The 17,360-nt window shown below is 60.4% G+C and carries 18 protein-coding genes; 9 read left to right on the forward strand and 9 right to left on the reverse strand.

Annotation, left to right across the window (positions count from 1 at the left end; genetic code table 11):
• The first annotated feature begins 219 nt into the window (after window positions 1-219).
• Window positions 220-1,401 carry a CaiB/BaiF CoA transferase family protein gene (locus tag ICA16_RS07820; protein WP_150604249.1) on the forward strand — a complete coding sequence of 394 codons (1,182 nt, stop codon included), beginning with the start codon at window positions 220-222 and terminating at the stop codon, window positions 1,399-1,401.
• Window positions 1,402-1,535: 134 nt separating this feature from the next.
• On the opposite strand, the gene ICA16_RS07825 is transcribed toward ICA16_RS07820, so the two are convergent.
• The gene (locus ICA16_RS07825) at window positions 1,536-2,030 is read right to left on the reverse strand and encodes a SprT family zinc-dependent metalloprotease (protein WP_210700346.1); all 495 of its coding nucleotides are present in this window, start codon (window positions 2,028-2,030) and stop codon (window positions 1,536-1,538) included.
• Window positions 2,031-2,178: 148 nt separating this feature from the next.
• Entirely contained in the window at window positions 2,179-2,781 is a 603-nt protein-coding gene (locus tag ICA16_RS07830; RefSeq protein WP_042560502.1) for a Yip1 family protein, read from the reverse strand.
• Between the two features lie 476 nt (window positions 2,782-3,257).
• Between ICA16_RS07830 and ttcA the strand changes: the two genes are divergently transcribed.
• Window positions 3,258-4,082 carry a tRNA 2-thiocytidine(32) synthetase TtcA gene (gene ttcA, locus ICA16_RS07835; RefSeq protein WP_150616060.1) on the forward strand — a complete coding sequence of 275 codons (825 nt, stop codon included), beginning with the start codon at window positions 3,258-3,260 and terminating at the stop codon, window positions 4,080-4,082.
• A 130-nt stretch (window positions 4,083-4,212) separates the two neighbouring features.
• Window positions 4,213-4,887 carry a DNA-3-methyladenine glycosylase I gene (locus tag ICA16_RS07840; protein ID WP_210700347.1) on the forward strand — a complete coding sequence of 225 codons (675 nt, stop codon included), beginning with the start codon at window positions 4,213-4,215 and terminating at the stop codon, window positions 4,885-4,887.
• Window positions 4,888-5,001: 114 nt separating this feature from the next.
• Here ICA16_RS07840 and ICA16_RS07845 read toward each other — a convergent pair whose 3' ends face one another.
• The 3 genes from ICA16_RS07845 to arsC are packed head-to-tail and all read right to left on the reverse strand — an operon-like array spanning window position 5,002 to window position 6,375.
• On the reverse strand, window positions 5,002-5,427 hold the full coding sequence (locus ICA16_RS07845) for a DUF2069 domain-containing protein (protein ID WP_210554064.1): 426 nt from the start codon (window positions 5,425-5,427) through the stop codon (window positions 5,002-5,004).
• Between the two features lies 1 nt (window position 5,428).
• Complete coding sequence (gene wrbA / locus ICA16_RS07850) at window positions 5,429-6,025, reverse strand: NAD(P)H:quinone oxidoreductase (protein WP_103306881.1); 597 nt, start codon at window positions 6,023-6,025, stop codon at window positions 5,429-5,431.
• Window positions 6,022-6,375 carry an arsenate reductase (glutaredoxin) gene (arsC, locus tag ICA16_RS07855; protein WP_150616058.1) on the reverse strand — a complete coding sequence of 118 codons (354 nt, stop codon included), beginning with the start codon at window positions 6,373-6,375 and terminating at the stop codon, window positions 6,022-6,024. The genes wrbA and arsC overlap by 4 nt, the downstream gene beginning before the upstream one ends.
• Window positions 6,376-6,488: 113 nt before the next feature.
• Here arsC and ICA16_RS07860 point away from each other — a divergent pair, with 113 nt between their 5' ends.
• Window positions 6,489-6,956 (forward strand): TlpA disulfide reductase family protein, encoded by a 468-nt coding sequence (locus tag ICA16_RS07860; protein ID WP_210700348.1) that lies wholly within the window; start codon window positions 6,489-6,491, stop codon window positions 6,954-6,956.
• A gap of 156 nt (window positions 6,957-7,112) precedes the next feature.
• On the opposite strand, the gene ICA16_RS07865 is transcribed toward ICA16_RS07860, so the two are convergent.
• Both ICA16_RS07865 and ICA16_RS07870 read right to left on the reverse strand, forming a co-directional pair.
• The gene (locus ICA16_RS07865) at window positions 7,113-7,517 is read right to left on the reverse strand and encodes an META domain-containing protein (protein WP_150598205.1); all 405 of its coding nucleotides are present in this window, start codon (window positions 7,515-7,517) and stop codon (window positions 7,113-7,115) included.
• A complete protein-coding gene (locus ICA16_RS07870; RefSeq protein WP_210700349.1) occupies window positions 7,517-7,951 on the reverse strand; it encodes a hypothetical protein in 435 nt (144 codons plus the stop codon). Before ICA16_RS07870 ends, ICA16_RS07865 begins: the two co-directional genes overlap by 1 nt.
• Before the next feature lie 133 nt (window positions 7,952-8,084).
• Between ICA16_RS07870 and ICA16_RS07875 the strand changes: the two genes are divergently transcribed.
• A complete protein-coding gene (locus tag ICA16_RS07875; RefSeq protein WP_210700350.1) occupies window positions 8,085-8,531 on the forward strand; it encodes a hypothetical protein in 447 nt (148 codons plus the stop codon).
• A gap of 12 nt (window positions 8,532-8,543) precedes the next feature.
• Here the strand turns inward: ICA16_RS07875 and ICA16_RS07880 are convergent, their stop codons facing one another.
• A complete protein-coding gene (locus ICA16_RS07880) occupies window positions 8,544-9,533 on the reverse strand; it encodes a 2-hydroxyacid dehydrogenase (protein WP_210554059.1) in 990 nt (329 codons plus the stop codon).
• 81 nt (window positions 9,534-9,614) lie between these two features.
• The gene (locus tag ICA16_RS07885) at window positions 9,615-12,368 is read right to left on the reverse strand and encodes a response regulator (protein WP_210700459.1); all 2,754 of its coding nucleotides are present in this window, start codon (window positions 12,366-12,368) and stop codon (window positions 9,615-9,617) included.
• Window positions 12,369-12,587: 219 nt separating this feature from the next.
• Here ICA16_RS07885 and ICA16_RS07890 point away from each other — a divergent pair, with 219 nt between their 5' ends.
• From ICA16_RS07890 to rlmD, 4 genes are all read left to right on the forward strand, one after another.
• Window positions 12,588-13,310 (forward strand): response regulator transcription factor, encoded by a 723-nt coding sequence (locus tag ICA16_RS07890; RefSeq protein WP_210554058.1) that lies wholly within the window; start codon window positions 12,588-12,590, stop codon window positions 13,308-13,310.
• On the forward strand, window positions 13,297-14,739 hold the full coding sequence (locus ICA16_RS07895; protein ID WP_210700351.1) for a sensor histidine kinase: 1,443 nt from the start codon (window positions 13,297-13,299) through the stop codon (window positions 14,737-14,739). Before ICA16_RS07890 ends, ICA16_RS07895 begins: the two co-directional genes overlap by 14 nt.
• 297 nt (window positions 14,740-15,036) lie before the next feature.
• Window positions 15,037-15,939 carry a cysteine synthase CysM gene (gene cysM, locus ICA16_RS07900; protein WP_210554168.1) on the forward strand — a complete coding sequence of 301 codons (903 nt, stop codon included), beginning with the start codon at window positions 15,037-15,039 and terminating at the stop codon, window positions 15,937-15,939.
• Window positions 15,939-17,339 (forward strand): 23S rRNA (uracil(1939)-C(5))-methyltransferase RlmD, encoded by a 1,401-nt coding sequence (gene rlmD, locus ICA16_RS07905; protein ID WP_210700352.1) that lies wholly within the window; start codon window positions 15,939-15,941, stop codon window positions 17,337-17,339. The genes cysM and rlmD overlap by 1 nt, the downstream gene beginning before the upstream one ends.
• Window positions 17,340-17,360: the final 21 nt, after the last annotated feature.

Genomic DNA, 17,360 nt, shown 5'->3' on the forward strand with positions numbered 1-17,360 from the left:
TTGTGGTGGGGGATTTATCCCCGATGGTTCGCGCAGCGGCCCCCTTCTTGTCACTCTGAAGGGGACTGCTTCGCAGTCCATCGGGGATAAATCCCCTCGCCACAGGGGTTTTTTATTGCCTGCGATTTGAGCGTAACGGTCACGGCTGGTGACACTTGCGGTGATTGCCGCATTGGTAATGCCTGCCTAGGCTGAAGGCATCGTCCAAGGAGTTCGCCCATGTCCGCACCGCTGGCCTCATTGAAGATTCTCGATTTCTCCACTCTGCTGCCGGGGCCGTTTGCCTCGCTGTTGCTGGCGGACATGGGCGCCGAGGTGTTGCGCATCGAATCGCCGACGCGCATGGACTTGCTGCGAGTCTTGCCGCCGCATGATCAGGGTCTGTCGGCCAGTCACGCTTATCTGAACCGCAACAAGCGCAGTCTCGCGCTGGACCTGAAACAGCCCGAAGCGCTGGAGCTGGTCAAGCAGTTGCTGGCCGATTACGACATCGTCCTCGAGCAGTTTCGCCCCGGCGTTATGGAGCGTCTGGGTCTGGGGTATGAGGCGTTGAAGGCGATCAACCCGAAGCTGATTTACGTATCGATCACCGGTTATGGGCAGACCGGCCCCTACAAGGACCGCGCCGGGCATGACATCAACTACCTGGCGCTGGCCGGGCTTGCCAGTTACACCGGCCGCGCCGACAGCGGGCCGTTGCCGTTGGGGATGCAAGTCGCTGACATCGCCGGTGGTTCGTTGCACGGGGTGATTGGTCTGCTCGCTGCAGTGATCGCCCGTCAACAAACCGGGCAGGGCACGCATCTGGACGTGAGCATGACCGATTGTGCATTCAGCCTGAATGCCATGGCCGGTGCCGGTTTTCTCGCCTGCGGCGCGGAGCCGGGCTGGGAAGACCAGATGCTCAATGGCGGCAGTTTTTATGATTATTACCGTTCACGGGATGGCCGCTGGATGTCGGTGGGCAGTCTGGAACCGGCATTCATGCAGCCATTGTGCGCGGCACTGGGGCGGCCGGAGTTGGCGGCGCAGGGCTTGTCGCCCAAGCCCGAGCATCAGCGAGCACTGAAGGAGGCATTGAAGGTCGAGTTTGAAAAGCATGATTTTGCCGAGCTGTGCGAGTTGTTTGCCGGGATCGATGCGTGTGTCGAGCCGGTGTTGAATCTCGGCGAAGCAACCGAGCATCCGCAGTTACAGGCGCGGGAGTTGGTGACGCAAGTGCCGCGCGGGGATGGTTCGACGCAGGCGCAAATGGCCTGTCCGCTGAAGTTTTCCCAAGCGTTGCCGGCGCCACGGCATGTCGGGGCGGGGTTGGGGCAGCATACGGATGAGGTGTTGGGAGAGTTGGGGTTGAGTCCTTCGAAAATTGAAGAGCTGCGCCGGGCCAAAGTCATTCTTTAGTGCCTGTTCTGGCTTCATCGCTGGCAAGCCAGCTCCCACAGGTTTCGGTGTCGTACACAGAATCTGTGGACACCTCGAACACTGTGGGAGCTGGCTTGCCAGCGATGGGGCCAGTCAGGGCAACACAACACTGACTATTCCACCCGTATCTCACCACTGAACACCAAGGTGTTCCGGCAGCGCCGGCACAGATACCGTCGCCCCTGCCGCACCAGGCTATGGCGCTGCGCCGAAAATGGAAAGTCACTTTCCGCACACGGGCATTTGTAGATATAGCGGGTCACGCTGCGGCGTTTGATTGCATAAGTGTGGCAGCGATCCGGCGGCAGTTCGTAAACGCCGCGCATGATCAATTGCCACTCCTCGCCGTGGGGCTGGATGCGGTCACCGAACAGCTGATGGGCGATCAGGTGCGCCACTTCGTGGGCCACGGTTTGCTTGAGGAAGTGTTCGGCGTTTTCCCGGTAGAGCTGCGGGTTGAAGCGCAGCAGGTTCTCGTGCAGATGCGCGACACCGGCTTTTTGTCCGCGCAGCTTGAGACTCACCACGGGGCGTTGGAAATGACGTTTGAAAAAGGATTCAGCGAGTTGGTAACAGTCTTCGACGCGAGTATTGAGTTGCTCGGGCATGCTTGATGGATCTCCAGAGGCGTCAAGTATGCCGCAACCCTCAAGACTTGCGAATCGCCGAACCGCCGAATGGTCATCCTCCACACGAGAAGGCCGCCTTGCGGCGGCCTGTATTGGCAGATCTTGTTTTTCTCGGGAAGTCATTGCGTCAGTTGGTATAGACGGGCCCCACGCCCAGTCCCCAGACAATCACGGTGAACGCCATGATGGCCACCAGCACCACCAGACCCACCGCCAGCACCGAGCTGGAAAACAGGAAGCCTTCGTCCGACGGAATATTCATGAACGTCGGTAGCCCCACATACAACAGATACACCGTGTAGCAGATGGCCGCCGTGCCGACGATCATTCCCAGCCACATATGCGGATACAGCGCCGCCAGCCCGCCGACAAACAAGGGTGTTGCGGTATAGGTGGCGAATGCCACGCAACGGGCCAGGCTCGGGTTGGCGTCATAGGTGCGGGCCATCCAGTGCACGAAGGCACCCATGACCGCGACCCCGCCGAGCATCGCCAGGTATGACATGACCGTCATCCACGCCGCACTTTCGACCGTGAGCATGACCGGCGCGCGATTACCAATGACCCAGCCAACCTGGGTGGTGCCGATAAACGCCGAGACAGCGGGGATCGCCGCCAGAATCAGCGTGTGCGTCAGGTACATGTGGCTGATGCTTTCCTCTTGGTCGCCACGGATTTCCTTCCATTCCTGATCGGGGTGGGTAAAAAGTCCCACTACGTGATGGATCATGCCATTCACTCCTCTTGTTATTGCCATCGCCCCCCAACGGAGCGCCTACGGGCCAAGGTGGCCGAGCAAATTCAGGTCTTCAGATGTGTGCGACCTTACGTCGCAGTATAGAAAGGTCTTAACCGCACAGGCACTAGGGGCTTAGAGCAAATTGCGCTGTAAACACCGGGCTTAATCGCCTTGAGGTCTTGCGCCATTACGGACACGCCTTCTATGAGGGAGGGAGTTCAAGTGGCGAGGGGATTTATCCCCGTTGGGCTGCGCAGCGGCCCCAAAACCTGAACATCAGGTTTGCATGACGCACCGTGGTGAATGCCTTGGCGACTGCTTTGCAGCCGAACGGGGATAAATCCCCTCGCCACAGGAATTTATTCCCCCCACATCTACTGAGCAAGAAGGACAGACCGGCCCTTCGCCCTCACGGTGTTTTTTGCGTAAAATGCCGGCCTTTCGTCACACCTCACGGATTTCGCGTCATGGGCACTCTTACGGTCAACCAGAACAAGCTGCAAAAGCGCCTGCGCCGGCTGGCGGGCGAAGCTGTCGCCGATTTCAACATGATTGAAGACGGCGACAAGGTCATGGTCTGCCTGTCCGGGGGCAAGGACAGCTACACCATGCTCGACGTGCTGATGCACTTTCAGAAGGTTGCGCCGATCAAGTTCGAGATCGTCGCCGTGAACATGGACCAGAAGCAGCCGGGGTTCCCCGAACACGTGCTGCCGGCCTACCTCAAAGAGTTGGGCGTCGAGTATCACATCGTCGAAAAAGACACTTATTCGGTGGTCAAAGAGCTGATCCCGGAAGGCAAGACCACCTGCTCGCTGTGCTCGCGTCTGCGTCGCGGCACGCTGTACACCTTCGCTGACGAAATCGGCGCGACCAAAATGGCCCTCGGTCACCACCGTGACGACATCGTCGAGACGTTCTTCCTCAACATGTTCTTCAACGGCAGCCTCAAGGCGATGCCGCCCAAGCTGCGCGCCGACGACGGCCGTAATGTGGTCATCCGTCCGCTGGCCTACTGCAGCGAGAAAGACATCCAGGCCTACTCGGACCTCAAGCAATTCCCGATCATCCCGTGCAACCTTTGCGGCTCGCAGGAAAACCTGCAGCGCCAGGTGGTCAAGGACATGCTTCAGGAATGGGATCGCAAGACGCCGGGCCGCACCGAATCGATTTTCCGCAGTCTGCAGAATGTGATTCCGTCACAACTGGCCGACCGCAACCTGTTCGACTTCACCAGTCTCAAGATCGACGAGACGGCGGCTTCGCGCTTCGTCAATGTCGTAAACCTCTAATCAAAAACTGTAGGAGTGAGCCTGCTCGCGATAGCGGTGTGTCTGTCGACATGAGTGCTGACTGATACTCCGCTATCGCGAGCAGGCTCACTCCTGCAATTGTTTTTCGTTGAATTCATCAGGAGAGGGCATGCGCGATTACAAGTGGCTGCACGAATACTGTCTGAACCGTTTCGGTTCGGCGGCTGAACTGGAAGCCCATCTGCCCGTTCCCAAGACCCCGGCGCAATTGCGCAAGATCAGCGACGACCGCTACCTCTCGACCATGGCCCTGCGCGTGTTCCGCGCCGGCCTCAAGCACAGTCTGGTAGACGCCAAGTGGCCGGCGTTTGAAGAAGTGTTCTTCAAGTTCGACCCGGAAAAAGTCGTGCTGATGAGCGCCGAACACCTTGAACGGTTGATGCAGGACGCGCGGATTATCCGTCATTTGGGCAAGCTCAAGAGCGTGCCGCGCAATGCGCAGTTCATTCTCGATGAGGAAAAAGAACGCGGCAGCTTTGGCGCGTTGATTGCCGACTGGCCGGTGACCGACATTGTCGGTCTGTGGACGTACCTGAAAAAGCGTGGACATCAACTGGGTGGGCTGTCGGCGCCACGGTTTTTGCGCATGGTCGGCAAGGACACGTTTGTGCCGAGCTATGACGTGGTGGCGGCGCTGAATGCGCAGAGGATCGTCGACAAAGTGCCGACCAGTCTGCGTGATCTGGCGATTGTGCAGGACGCGTTCAATCAGTGGCATGAACAGAGTGGCGGGCGGGCGATGAGCCAGATTTCGATGATGCTCGCTTACACCGTCAATCATTAAGACCGAGTCGTCCCAATCGCTGGCAAGCCAGCTCCCACAGGATCTGTATCGAAACACAATTGTGTGATCGCTACAAAAACCTGTGGGAGCTGGCTTGCCAGCGATGGCGTCCACTCAGGCGACGGAGATTTCCCCTTCGCCAGCCAGTTTGCGATTCAACTGATACCGCCACCGCACATACAACAGCGCCGAGCAGAACACCGCCAGGCTCGCCGCCATCTCCAGCACCCCGAACAACTGCCGGTTCGGGTCATACGCGGCCAGTGCGCCTTTGATGAAATACAGATTCACCACAAAACACATCCACGAATGCCCGCGGGCGCTGCCCATGATCATCGCCGGGGCGAGGATCAGCCACGGGATCAGCTCGACCAGCAAAATCACCCACGGCCGCGCGCCGTGCAGGTCGGCGAATATCAGGTAATAGGCAGCCAGCAATCCGCCGAGGGCGAAAAAACTCAGCAGGCTGATCACTCGCATCGCCTTCACGCGCGGCTCCAGCCACTCGACAGAGGGCAGGACTTTCGGCTTCCTGGCCACGTCAGCCCTCCAGTTTCTGCGCGGTCTTGGCCAAGCGCAGACCGAGCGCGCGACACAGCGCCACTTCGTGCTGATCCAGCCCACTTTTACCATCCGCCCCGGCGTGATGGCTTGCACCATAAGGCGTGCCGCCGCCCTGGGTTTCCAGGAGCGCCGATTCGCTGTAGGGCAGGCCGGTGATCAGCATGCCGTGGTGCAGCAGCGGCAGCATCATCGACAACAGGGTGGTTTCCTGACCGCCGTGCAGGCTGGCGGTGGAGGTGAATACGCCGGCCGGCTTGCCGACCAGTGCTCCGGTCAGCCACAGGTTGCTGGTGCCATCGAGGAAGTACTTGAGCGGCGCAGCCATGTTGCCAAAACGCGTCGGGCTGCCCAGGGCCAGACCGGCGCAGTTTTTCAGGTCGTCGAGGGTGGCGTAGAGCGCGCCTTCGTCCGGGATGTCTGGCGCTACTGCTTCGCACTCGGTGGAGATCGCCGGCACGGTACGCAGACGCGCTTCGAGTCCGGCCTGCTCGACACCACGGGCAATCTGCCGCGCCATCTCGTTGGTCGAACCGCTGCGGCTGTAATAGAGGACCAGAATGTACGGCGCGCTCACGGCAGCAACTCCAGAATATTCTCCGGTGGACGACCGATGACGGCTTTGTTGCCGACTTCGAGAATCGGTCGCTCCATCAGTTTTGGGTGCTCGGCAATCGCAGAGATCAGTTGATCTTCGCTGAGGCTGTCGTCAGCGAGCTGAAGCATTTTGTATTCATCTTCCCCGGTACGCAGCAATTGCCGCGCGCTGATGCCGAGCTTGCCGAGCAGGGCCTTGATTTGCGCCGCATTCAGCGGGGTTTCGAGGTAGCGCACGACGTTTGGCGTCAGGCCGCGGGCTTCAAGAAGCTCCAGTGCCGCGCGAGATTTCGAGCAGCGCGGATTGTGATAAAGCGTCAGATCGGTCATGTCGGGTCGCTTCTGGCGTAGAGTGGCGGCTATTCTAACTGTGCAGCGCGCAATCCAGAACCTTCAGAGGCGATGGGTCGCAGGCGTATTCAGATTTTCACAAGGAACATGACATGACACGGCGATTGGCAGCGGCATTGACGATAATCGGGGCGTTGATGCTGGGGGGCTGCGGCAACGATTACGGGATTGACCAGAACGGTCAGAAGGTCGCATCCGAGCGCCTCGACAAGCAATGGGTGATCATCAACTACTGGGCCGAATGGTGTGGCCCGTGTCGAACCGAGATCCCGGAACTCAATCACTTGGCTGATGAGCTCAAGAGCAGGAATGTCGGTGTGTTCGGGGTCAACTTCGACAACGTGCAGGGTGAAGAGCTGAAGAGTGCGAGCGAAAAACTCGGCATCAAGTTCACCGTGCTGGCGCAGGATCCGGCGGAGTTGTTCGAGCTGCCACGCAGCGAAGCGCTGCCGGTGACGTACATCATCGACAACAAGGGCAAGGTGCGGGAACAGCTGATGGGTGAGCAGACGGCGGCGGGGGTGATGGCCAAGCTTGATGCGTTGCAGGCGGCGAAGTAGGCATGCCAAGCATATGTGGCAAATGAGCCTCTGTGGCGAGGGGATTTATCCCCGATGGGGCGCGAAGCGGCCCCCGCGTAGTTTCAGACAACCGTACTCCGAGGTTTCAGGGCTGCTACGCAGCCCATCGGGGATAAATCCCCTCACCACAGCAGATCAACCCTCTTCCAGCCACCAGCGCAACGGTTTGCCTTGCGCCGGCCAGAAACGCATCTGCTCGATGGGCGAAATGTCCCAGCGCTCGACATGCTCCAGCGCCTCCAGGAAGCGTTGTTCCTGTTCCATCAGCGCCGGTGCACACAGTTTGCGGGTCTTGCCGATCTTGCCGAAGGTCAGCTTGTCGCCATCCAGGGTGTACGGCGCGAACCAATGGTTGCAGCCGCCGTTACCGTAGGCGCGACCATCATCGCCAAGGGTCACGGTCAGATGGCTGTAATCCATCAATGGCCGCTCGCCGATCCATTCCAGAATGTAACTGCGGTTCTGTTGCAGTTGCACAGGCTCGGCGGCGCAGCCCGCGAGGCCAACACCGACCAGAGCGGTCAGGGCAAAGCGTTTCATCACGCGGGCTCCTGGCATTTCGGGCACAGGTGCTTGTCGCCAACAGCCTTCCAGCCCAACTCGGCGATGCGTGTGGTGGCGGCCGGTTTTTCTGCCGTTTTGCCCAGCTTGGCGTCCACTGCAAACTCGAAGCTCAGCTCTTTGGCGCAGCTGTCGCAATTGACCTGCCAGGTGTGGATCGCCAGTTCGCCGAACACCGGGCCTGTGGTCATCGCGGTCCATTGGCCCGGCGGGTTGATCAGGTGGCGGACGGTTTCGACAGTCAGGCGCATGGACAAATCCTTGCTGCCTTTGAGGGTGACCAACAGCGCGTCACCGATGCGGATCGAGCCACCGTTGCCGGTGACTTGATAGCGGCCCGGGACGAGGGCGCGGCATTCGGTGAGGGTGTGTTGTGGGTTCATCAGGTTGTAGCGGAAATCGTGTTCGACCATGGGTCCTCCAAATATGCGCGACATGCTAGCACGGGCTGGATTGCAGAATGATGCACGCGTGCGACCTTCGATCAGGTTCAAATCGACCTGCGAGCATGGCAAACTGCCGCCCTCGACTCTGAAGGAACGGAACATGGCGCTGATCGAATGTTATGAATGCAAGCGGAGCATCAGTTCCGAAGTCAAAGCGTGCATTCATTGCGGGGCTCCGATGGCGGAGCACCAGACCCACGCACAAGCGCAGACCGCAGCCGCTCGGGTTCAGGCTTCGGCGATTTCTTTCGGCAGTCTGCCGCGTAACAGCGCGGTTCCTGAGGCTGCGGTGTTGCCGCAAGCGTCCGAGGGTTTGCCGAAAATCATGCCGGCCGCGGCGGGGCGTCGGCGTCGACAACAGGCCGCGCAAGCTGCGCAGATCAATGAGGACGGCAGCCGCCCGGTGGAAGGCTGGCTGAAGATCATGGTGTTTCTGATTCCGTGGATTTTCGTCTGGTTCCTGCTGCGCAACGGCCATTCGGCGAAACAACGGCTGTTCGGTTTCGGCTGGCTGGCCCTGCTGATTCTGGCGTCCACGCTGAAATAATCGCCTGAGCGATCAACCTTCGACCTGGTTCTGTGGCGAGCCCGCCGCCCAGGTCGCGATGTTGTGCAGGGTGGTCGCGGCAATTGCGCCCAATGCCTCCTGCGTCAGGAAAGCCTGGTGCGCGGTGACAATCACGTTAGGAAAGGTCAGCAGGCGCGCCAGCACATCGTCCTGCAACGGCAGGTCGGAACGATCCTCGAAAAACAGCTGCGCTTCTTCTTCATACACATCCAGCCCCAGATAACCGAGTTGACCGTCCTTGAGGGCGTCAATAAGCGCGGGAGTGTCGACCAGTCCGCCGCGACCGGTGTTGATCAGCATGGCGCCCGCTTGCATGTGGGCCAGTGAATCGCGATTGATCAGGTGTTTGCTCTGTTCGTTCAGCGGGCAGTGCAGGCTGATGATGCGCGACTGCGCGAGCAAGTCCGGCAGGCTCAGATAACGTGCGCCGAGTGCCAGAACATCGGGATTTGGATACGGATCGTACGCCAGCAACTCACAGCCGAAACCGTGCATGATTTTCGCGAAGGTGGCGCCGATCTGCCCGGTGCCGACGATGCCGACAGTCTTGCCGACCAGATCAAACCCGGTCAGACCATGCAGGCTGAAATCGCCTTCGCGGGTGCGGTTGTAGGCGCGATGCAGGCGGCGGTTGAGGGCGAGAATCAGCGCTACGGCATGCTCGGCCACGGCATGCGGCGAGTAGGCCGGAACCCGCACGACGGCCAGCCCCAGACGTTTCGCCGCGAGCAGATCGACATGGTTGTAACCGGCCGAACGCAAGGCAATCAGCCGAGTACCGCCCGCCGCCAGACGTTCCAGCACTGCAGCGCTGAGGTCGTCATTGATAAAGGCGCAGACCACTTCGTGCTGGTCGGCCAGTGCCGCCGTGTCGAGGCTGAGCCGGGCCGGTTGAAAATGCAGTTCGATACCCGCGGGGCAATCGGCGCCGAGGAAACTCTCGCGGTCGTAGGTCTGGCTGCTGAAAACGATCGTGCGCATGAAATCCTCCTGAGGCATCACCTGGGCTGCATCCCCAGAGTCCACTTTAGCCGTGAAGGCGTTGACCGGCATTGCGCTGGATCAGGCACTGATCTTCGCTTGCGCGGCCAGTCGGTTGATCGCCCGTTCCAGCTCATCCAGCGCTATCGACGCTTTCGGGTCTTCCTGTTTGAGCAGGGTTTCACTGCGCTGGCAGGCTGCGCGCAATTGCGGTACGCCGCAGTAACGCGTGGCGCCATGCAGGCGATGCACGCGTTCAATCAGTGCATTCTGATCGTGGCTGTCGCGCGCGGTGCGGATGGCTTCGCGGTCGGCTTCCAGTGAGGCCAGCAGCATCGCCAGCATGTCCGCCGCCAGATCTTCTTTACCGGCAGCCAGACGCAAACCTTCCTCGTGATCAAGCACCGGCAATTCGTGATTGCCCACAGCACTTTCGCTGACTCGCTCCGGCGCCTGATTGCGCAGTGCCAGACCGGTCCATTTCAGCACCACTTGCGCCAGTTGCCGCTCGCTGATCGGTTTGGTCAGGTAGTCATCCATGCCGCTTTGAAGCAACGCACGTTTTTCGTTGGCCATGGCGTGGGCGGTGAGGGCGACGATCGGCAGCGGTGTGCAATGCCGTTCGCTTTCCCACTGGCGAATGGTTTCGGTGCTCTGGCGACCGTCCATGCCCGGCATCTGCACGTCCATCAGCACCAGGTCGAACGATTCGGTCTGCACCGCTTTGACCGCGGCATAACCGCTTTCCACGGCCAAGACCTTGGCGCCCATGTCTTCGAGCAGTGTCTGCACCAGCAACAGGTTGGCCGGGTTGTCGTCGACACAGAGCACTTTCGGCGCGCGACTCGACAGCGGTTCGCCGGGTTCGTTACGCGGTTGGCGCGGATTGGCCAGATCCGACAGGGCGCGGCGCAGTTTGCGCGTGCAGGCCGGTTTGGCTTGCAGCTGGCTGTGCGGGTTGGGCACTGACAAATGGAACAGCGTCTGCTCGGTGGTCGGGCACAGCACCAGCACTTTGCAGCCCAGGTGTTCGAGGTCCCAGATATGCTGGTTCAGGCGCTCGGGCAGCATGTCGTTACTGGTGATGCCGATCACCGCCAGATCAATCGCCTGATCGGTCTGGTGGGCGCCGGTAACGCCATTGGTCAGGCTTTCCAGCGTATTGAACGGGGTGACAACAAGCCCGCAGTCTTCCAGTTGATGCTGCAAGGCCTGACGCGCCAGTTCATGGTTTTCCAGCACGGCGACCCGGCGGCCGAGCAGCGGCGCCGAGGGCAAATCTTCGGCGTCGTCGCGGGCCTTGGGCAGGCTCAGGCTGATCCAGAATTCCGAACCTTCGCCCGGCGTGCTGTCGACGCCGATTTCGCCGCCCATCTGTTCGATCAGGCGCTTGGAAATCACCAGGCCCAGACCGGTGCCACCGGGCTGGCGCGACAGCGAATTGTCGGCCTGGCTGAAGGCCTGGAACAACGCACGCACGTCCTGATTCGACAGGCCAATGCCGGTGTCCTGAATGCTGATGCGCAACTGCACGCTGTCTTCGTGTTCTTCTTCAAGCATTGCGCGGGCAACGATGGTGCCCTCGCGGGTGAACTTGATGGCGTTGCTGACCAGGTTGGTGAGGATCTGCTTCAGGCGCAGCGGGTCACCGACCAGCGACAGCGGCGTGTCGCGGTACACCAGACTGACCAGTTCCAGCTGCTTGGCGTGAGCGGCGGGGGCGAGAATCGTCAGGGTGTCTTGCAACAAGTCGCGCAGGTTGAACGGAATGTGGTCGAGCACCAGTTTGCCGGCCTCGATTTTCGAGAAGTCGAGAATCTCGTTGATGATTCCGAGCAGGCTGTCGGCAGACTTTTCGATGGTGCCTAAATAGTCGAGCTGGCGCGGGGTCAGTTCACTTTTCTGCAACAGGTGGGTGAAGCCGAGAATACCATTGAGCGGCGTGCGGATTTCGTGGCTCATGTTGGCGAGGAATTCGGATTTGATCCGGCTCGCCTCCAGCGCCTCTTTACGGGCCAGATCGAGTTCGATGTTCTGGATCTCGATGGTCTCAAGGTTCTGGCGTACGTCTTCGGTGGCTTGATCGACGCTGTGCTGCAATTCTTCCTGGGCGTTTTGCAGGGTGCCGGCCATGCGATTGATGCCCGACGCCAGTTCATCCAGTTCCTGACTGCCGAGCGGTGGCAGGCGGGTTTCCAGGTGACCGTCCTTGAGTTGCGCGACGGCCTGTTTGATCTGGCTCAGCGGCCGATTGATGGTGCGGCCCATGCGTAACGCGAGCAGCGCCGCACCGGCAAGGCCAGCGGCGATCAACAACAGGCTGGCAAACAGGCTGCGATAACCGCGCAGCAACATGCCGTTGTGCGAGAGCTCGAGTTCAACCCAGCCGAGCAGGCGGTCGGATTCTGCCGGAATCAGTTCTCCGGCAAGGTTGCGGTGCTTGCCGAAGACCGGCATCAGGTAACGGGTTGCGTCATTGCCGCTGCGTCGTTGCAAATGCGCGCTGTTGCCGCTCGGCGCCTGATTGAGCATGGTCGGGCCGGCGTGGGCCAGTGGCGAGCGATCCGGCGCGAGAAAGGTCACCGCGCGCACGTCCGGTTGCTCAAGGGACTGAGTGGCAATGCGTTCGAGCAGTTCGCCATTGCCGTGGCCCATCGCCGGCGCCACCAGTGGTGCCAGTTGCTCGGCGATCATTTCGCCACGCTGGAGCAATTGGGTTTGCAGGTCGGACTGCTGCGTCCAGGTGAAATAACCACCCAGCACCAGCGCCATCAGGCTGGTCGGCAACAAGGTCAGCAACAACACGCGACCTTTGATTCCCAGTTTCTTGAGCACGCCTATCTCCTGCATCCCGCTGATCTGTTGACTCATGCGTGCATCCGGCACGCGACATGGGCGCAGTGTAGCGATTTGCTCGCGGGCAATCTCCGGAAAAATACGGGCGTTGTCGTTCGGCGTGGCAAGGCGCGTTCGTCCGACAGTGCAACCTTGGGTTGCCCGGTGTCCGACAATCTTGAATAATCGCGCCTAACTGAGAATTACTTGCAGATACTCATGACTCCTGTTTCCGTTGGCCAGCCACGCATTCTTTCCATCGAGGACGATCCGGTCCTCGGTGCCTATGTTCATGAACATCTGGGTCGCAGCGGCTTTCAGGTGACCTGGTGCCAGAACGGGCAGGAAGGCCTGAACATCGCCCAACGCCAGCCGTTCGACGTGGTGTTGATGGACATTCTGCTGCCGGGGCTGGACGGTCTGAACGTGCTCACCCAACTGCGCCAGAGCCATTCGACGCCGGTGTTGTTGATGTCGGCGCTTGGTGCCGAAGCCGATCGTATCAGCGGCTTTCGGCTCGGCGCCGACGATTACCTGCCCAAGCCGTTCAGCATGGCCGAACTGCATGTACGCATCGAAGCGATCCTGCGCCGGGTTGCCCTTGATCGGCGTCCTCCAGGGCTCTCGGTGCCAGTGGCGACAGGCACGCTGCGTTTCGACGATGAACAGTGCGACGTGTTCTTCCGCGAGCAACCTGCCGGCCTGACCCGAAGCGAATTCCGTCTGCTGGAAACCCTCAACCGCAATGACGAGGAGGTACTGAGCAAGGCCTTCCTTTATCAGCACGTTCTGCAACGCGGCTACGCCGCTCACGATCGCAGCCTCGACATGCACATCAGCCAGATCCGCCGCAAACTCAAAGCCATCGGCTACACCGAACGCGAAGTGCGCACCGTGTGGGGCAAGGGCTACGTGCTTAGTGGTGCTGATGAAAGTGTCTGAGTTGCCGGGGCGTCATTCGCTGTTCTGGAAACTGGCCTGTTTGCTGGTCGCGTTCTGTCTGCTGATGATCTGGCTGAGCTGGTCGTGGGGCCGTTATATGGAGGAGCGTAACCAGTTCCTCTCCGACGAGGCTCGCGGCACTTTGGCGCGTTATGCCGGTGAGGCCGAACGGGCATGGCAACAAGGTCGGCGTGACGGCATCGATAGTTGGCTGCAGAGCATGGAATTGCGCGAGGCTGGCTGGGTCGGCGTAATTGACAGCAATTTGCAGTCGCTGGGCACTGAGCCACTGCATGATGAGGAAATCCAGCGCCTGACGTTTCTGCGCGGGCTCGATTGGCCGATTCATAAAAAGGGCAGGCCCGGGCTGCGCATATCGTTTCCCAAGGATCCTTCCGCCGGCAGTCTGGTGATCGAGTTGCCCGAGCGTTTTCTGCCGGGCAAATATCGACTGTTTTGGCGGGTGATCACCAACGGGGTGATTCCGGGGCTGTTCACCTTGCTGCTGTGCGTCGGGCTGTATCGCCTGCTGGTGGTGCCGCTGAACAATCTGCGCGAACAGGCCAATGCCTGGCGTGCCGATCAATTGAATGTGCGGTTGTCCAGCGGCATCACCCAGCGCCCGGACGAACTCGGTGAACTGGCCCGGGCGTTCGACTCGATGTCCGAACGCCTGCAAACCACCGTCGCCCTGCAACAGCAATTGTTGCGCGATCTTTCTCACGAATTGCGCACACCGCTGAGCCGCCTGCGCGTGGCCAGCGAAAGCGAACAGGGCCTGGTGCAATTGCGCGAACGCATCGGCCGTGAAGTCGACGGCATGCAACGACTGGTCGACGACACCCTGCAACTGGCGTGGCTCGACACCGAGCGCTCACCATTGCCCGACGAAGCGATCCAGATTCAGGCGCTGTGGGAGATGCTTACCGACAACGCCTGTTACGAAAGTGGCTGGCCGAGCCTGCAATTGCAGTGCTCGGTGCACGCTTCTTGCTGGGTGCGCGGCAATCTCAATACATTGGCCCAGGCGCTGGAAAACATCCTGCGCAACGCCATTCGTCATTCGCCCGAGGGCGGGATTGTGCGGCTGGATGGGCGGCGGGACGGGGATTACTGGCACCTGTGGCTGGAAGATCAGGGCGGCGGGGTGGCTGAAGCGGATTTGCAGCGGATTTTTGATCCATTCACCCGACTCGACGGCTCGCGACCGGGGGACGGTGGTTTTGGCTTGGGGCTGAGCATCGCGCGCAATGCCGTGCAGCGCCAAGGCGGAAGTATTTGGGCGGAGAACAGCGGGGCGGGGTTGCGGCTGAATCTGCGGTTGGTGGCGGATGATGGTGTTGTCAGCCAAGACGCCATCGCTGGCAAGCCAGCTCCCACAGGTGCCAGCGTTGCTCACCCAACCTTCACCCACCCGCAAGCCCTGTAGGAGCATTCGAGTGAAACGAGGCTGCGATCTTTTGATCTTGTTTTTTTAAACGCCAGATCAAAAGATCGCAGCGTGCCGCAGCTCCTACACGTATATAAGCAACACCAAAATCCTGTGGGAGCTGGCTTGCCAGCGATGAGGCCTTTTGCACCACTACTGGATCTGAAATGTCTCACCACTGGCGAGACAATTGCTGCTTATTCCCATAAACCATAAGCACCGCACTTTGCGTGATATGGCCTTCGCGGGTTTGCCGGTATGATAGGCGCCCCCGCACGTCTGGATTGCGAATACGCCATGACCCTGCAGTACCCAACCATCGCCGATTGCGTCGGCAACACTCCGCTGGTGCGTTTGCAGCGCCTGCCCGGTGCTACCAGCAACACCCTATTGCTCAAGCTCGAAGGGAATAACCCGGCGGGTTCGGTCAAGGACCGTCCGGCGCTGTCGATGATCACCCGTGCCGAGTTGCGCGGGCAGATTCACGCCGGCGATACGCTGATCGAAGCGACCTCGGGTAATACCGGGATTGCGTTGGCGATGGCCGCCGCGATCAAGGGTTACAAGATGATCCTGATCATGCCCGACAACTCCAGCGCCGAGCGCAAAGCGGCGATGACCGCTTATGGTGCCGAGCTGATTCTGGTCAGTCAGGAAGAGGGCATGGAAGGCGCTCGCGATCTCGCCCAACGCATGGAGGCCGAAGGCCGTGGCAAGGTGCTGGATCAGTTCGCCAATGGCGACAATCCTGAAGCGCACTACACCACCACCGGTCCGGAGATCTGGCGTCAGACCGAGGGCACCATCACTCACTTCGTCAGTTCGATGGGTACCACCGGCACCATCATGGGCGTCTCGCGCTACTTGAAAGAGCAGAGCGACACCGTGCAGATCGTTGGTCTGCAACCGATGGAAGGCTCGGCCATTCCCGGCATTCGTCGCTGGCCAGAGGAATACCTGCCGAAGATCTATCAGGCCGATCGCGTTGATCGGATTGTCGACATGGCGCAAAGCGAGGCCGAGGACGTGACCCGTCGTCTGGCCCGCGAAGAAGGCATCTTCTGCGGCGTGTCCTCGGGCGGTGCGGTAGCAGCGATGCTGCGTCTGTCTCAAGAGGTTGAAAACGCGGTGATCGTCGCGATCATCTGCGACCGTGGCGACCGATACTTGTCGACCGGCATTTTCGACGCGCCCAACTGATGGCCAAGCAAGAGAGAGGCCTGCGCTTCCAGCCCACCGGCGGCAGCAAGGCCCCGCAGATCCCGACTGGCAAGAAACAGCGCTTGAACATCGAGCGCCTGGCCAATGACGGGCGCGGTATCGCGTTTTTCGAAGGCCGGACCTGGTTCGTCCTCGGCGCCCTGGCCGGTGAAGAGGTCGAAGCGCGCGTGCTCGGCGCCCACGGCAAAGTGGTCGAGGCGCGCACCGAACGCGTGTTCAAGGCCAGCGAACTGCGCCGCCCGGCACCGTGTCAGCACGCCGGTCGTTGCGGTGGTTGCAGCGTTCAGCACTTGCCCCACAGCGAACAGCTTGCCCTGAAACAGCGCATGCTCGCCGAGCAATTAACGAAGGTTGCCGGTGTCGAACCGCAAGAGTGGGCAGCGCCGTTGACCGGCCCCGAGTTCGGCTATCGCCGTCGCGCCCGTGTTGCTGTGCGCTGGGACATGAAAGCGAAGAAACTCGAAGTGGGTTTCCGCGCCGCCGGCAGTCAGGACATCGTCGGGATTAATGAATGCCCGGTGCTGGTACAGCCCTTGCAGCCGATCATGACCCGTTTGCCGGAGATGCTCCGTCGTTTGAGCAAGCCGCAAGCGTTGGGCCATGTCGAATTGTTCGCAGGTTCGTCGCTGGCAGTGTTGCTGCGACACATGGCGCCGTTGTCCGAAGCAGATCTGACGATCCTCAAGGACTTCTGCCAGTTTCATGAAGCGCAGTTGTGGTTGCACGGCGAAGACGGGCCGCAACCGGTCGATGCCACGCAGTCGCTCAGTTATCGCCTGGAGCAGTGGGATCTGGATCTGGCTTACCGGCCGGGGGATTTCATTCAGGTCAACGCGGGCGTCAACGAAGCGATGGTTGCGCAGGCACTGGACTGGCTGAAGCCGACCAGCGAAGAGCGCGTGCTGGACCTGTTCTGCGGGCTCGGCAACTTTGCTTTGCCACTGGCCAGAACGGTGCGTGAAGTGGTGGCGGTGGAGGGTGTGCAGACCATGGTCGAGCGTGCCGCCGCGAACGCAGCCAGTAACAATTTGCATAACACAAAGTTTTTTCAAGCCGATTTATCCCAGCCTTTGAGCCATGCTCAGTGGATCGGAAATGGCTTTTCTGCGGTACTCTTGGACCCACCGCGTGACGGTGCTTTCGAGGTGGTGCGCAAGCTGGCGACCCTGGGTGCCAAGCGGTTGGTGTATGTGTCGTGCAACCCTGCAACGCTGGCGCGCGACACGGTCGAATTGATCAAGCAGGGCTACCGGTTAAAACGTGCCGGGATTCTCGATATGTTTCCTCAGACGGCACATGTCGAGGCCATGGCGTTATTTGAAGCGAGCCAGGATGGCTCGTCTGATCCGTCTGGTCCGTCCGTACAGCGCTCGCTCTAGCCCCACGAGTGCAAACGGGCA

It is taken from the genome of Pseudomonas anatoliensis, assembly GCF_017976235.1.
In the GTDB taxonomy this organism is placed as follows: domain Bacteria; phylum Pseudomonadota; class Gammaproteobacteria; order Pseudomonadales; family Pseudomonadaceae; genus Aquipseudomonas; species Aquipseudomonas anatoliensis.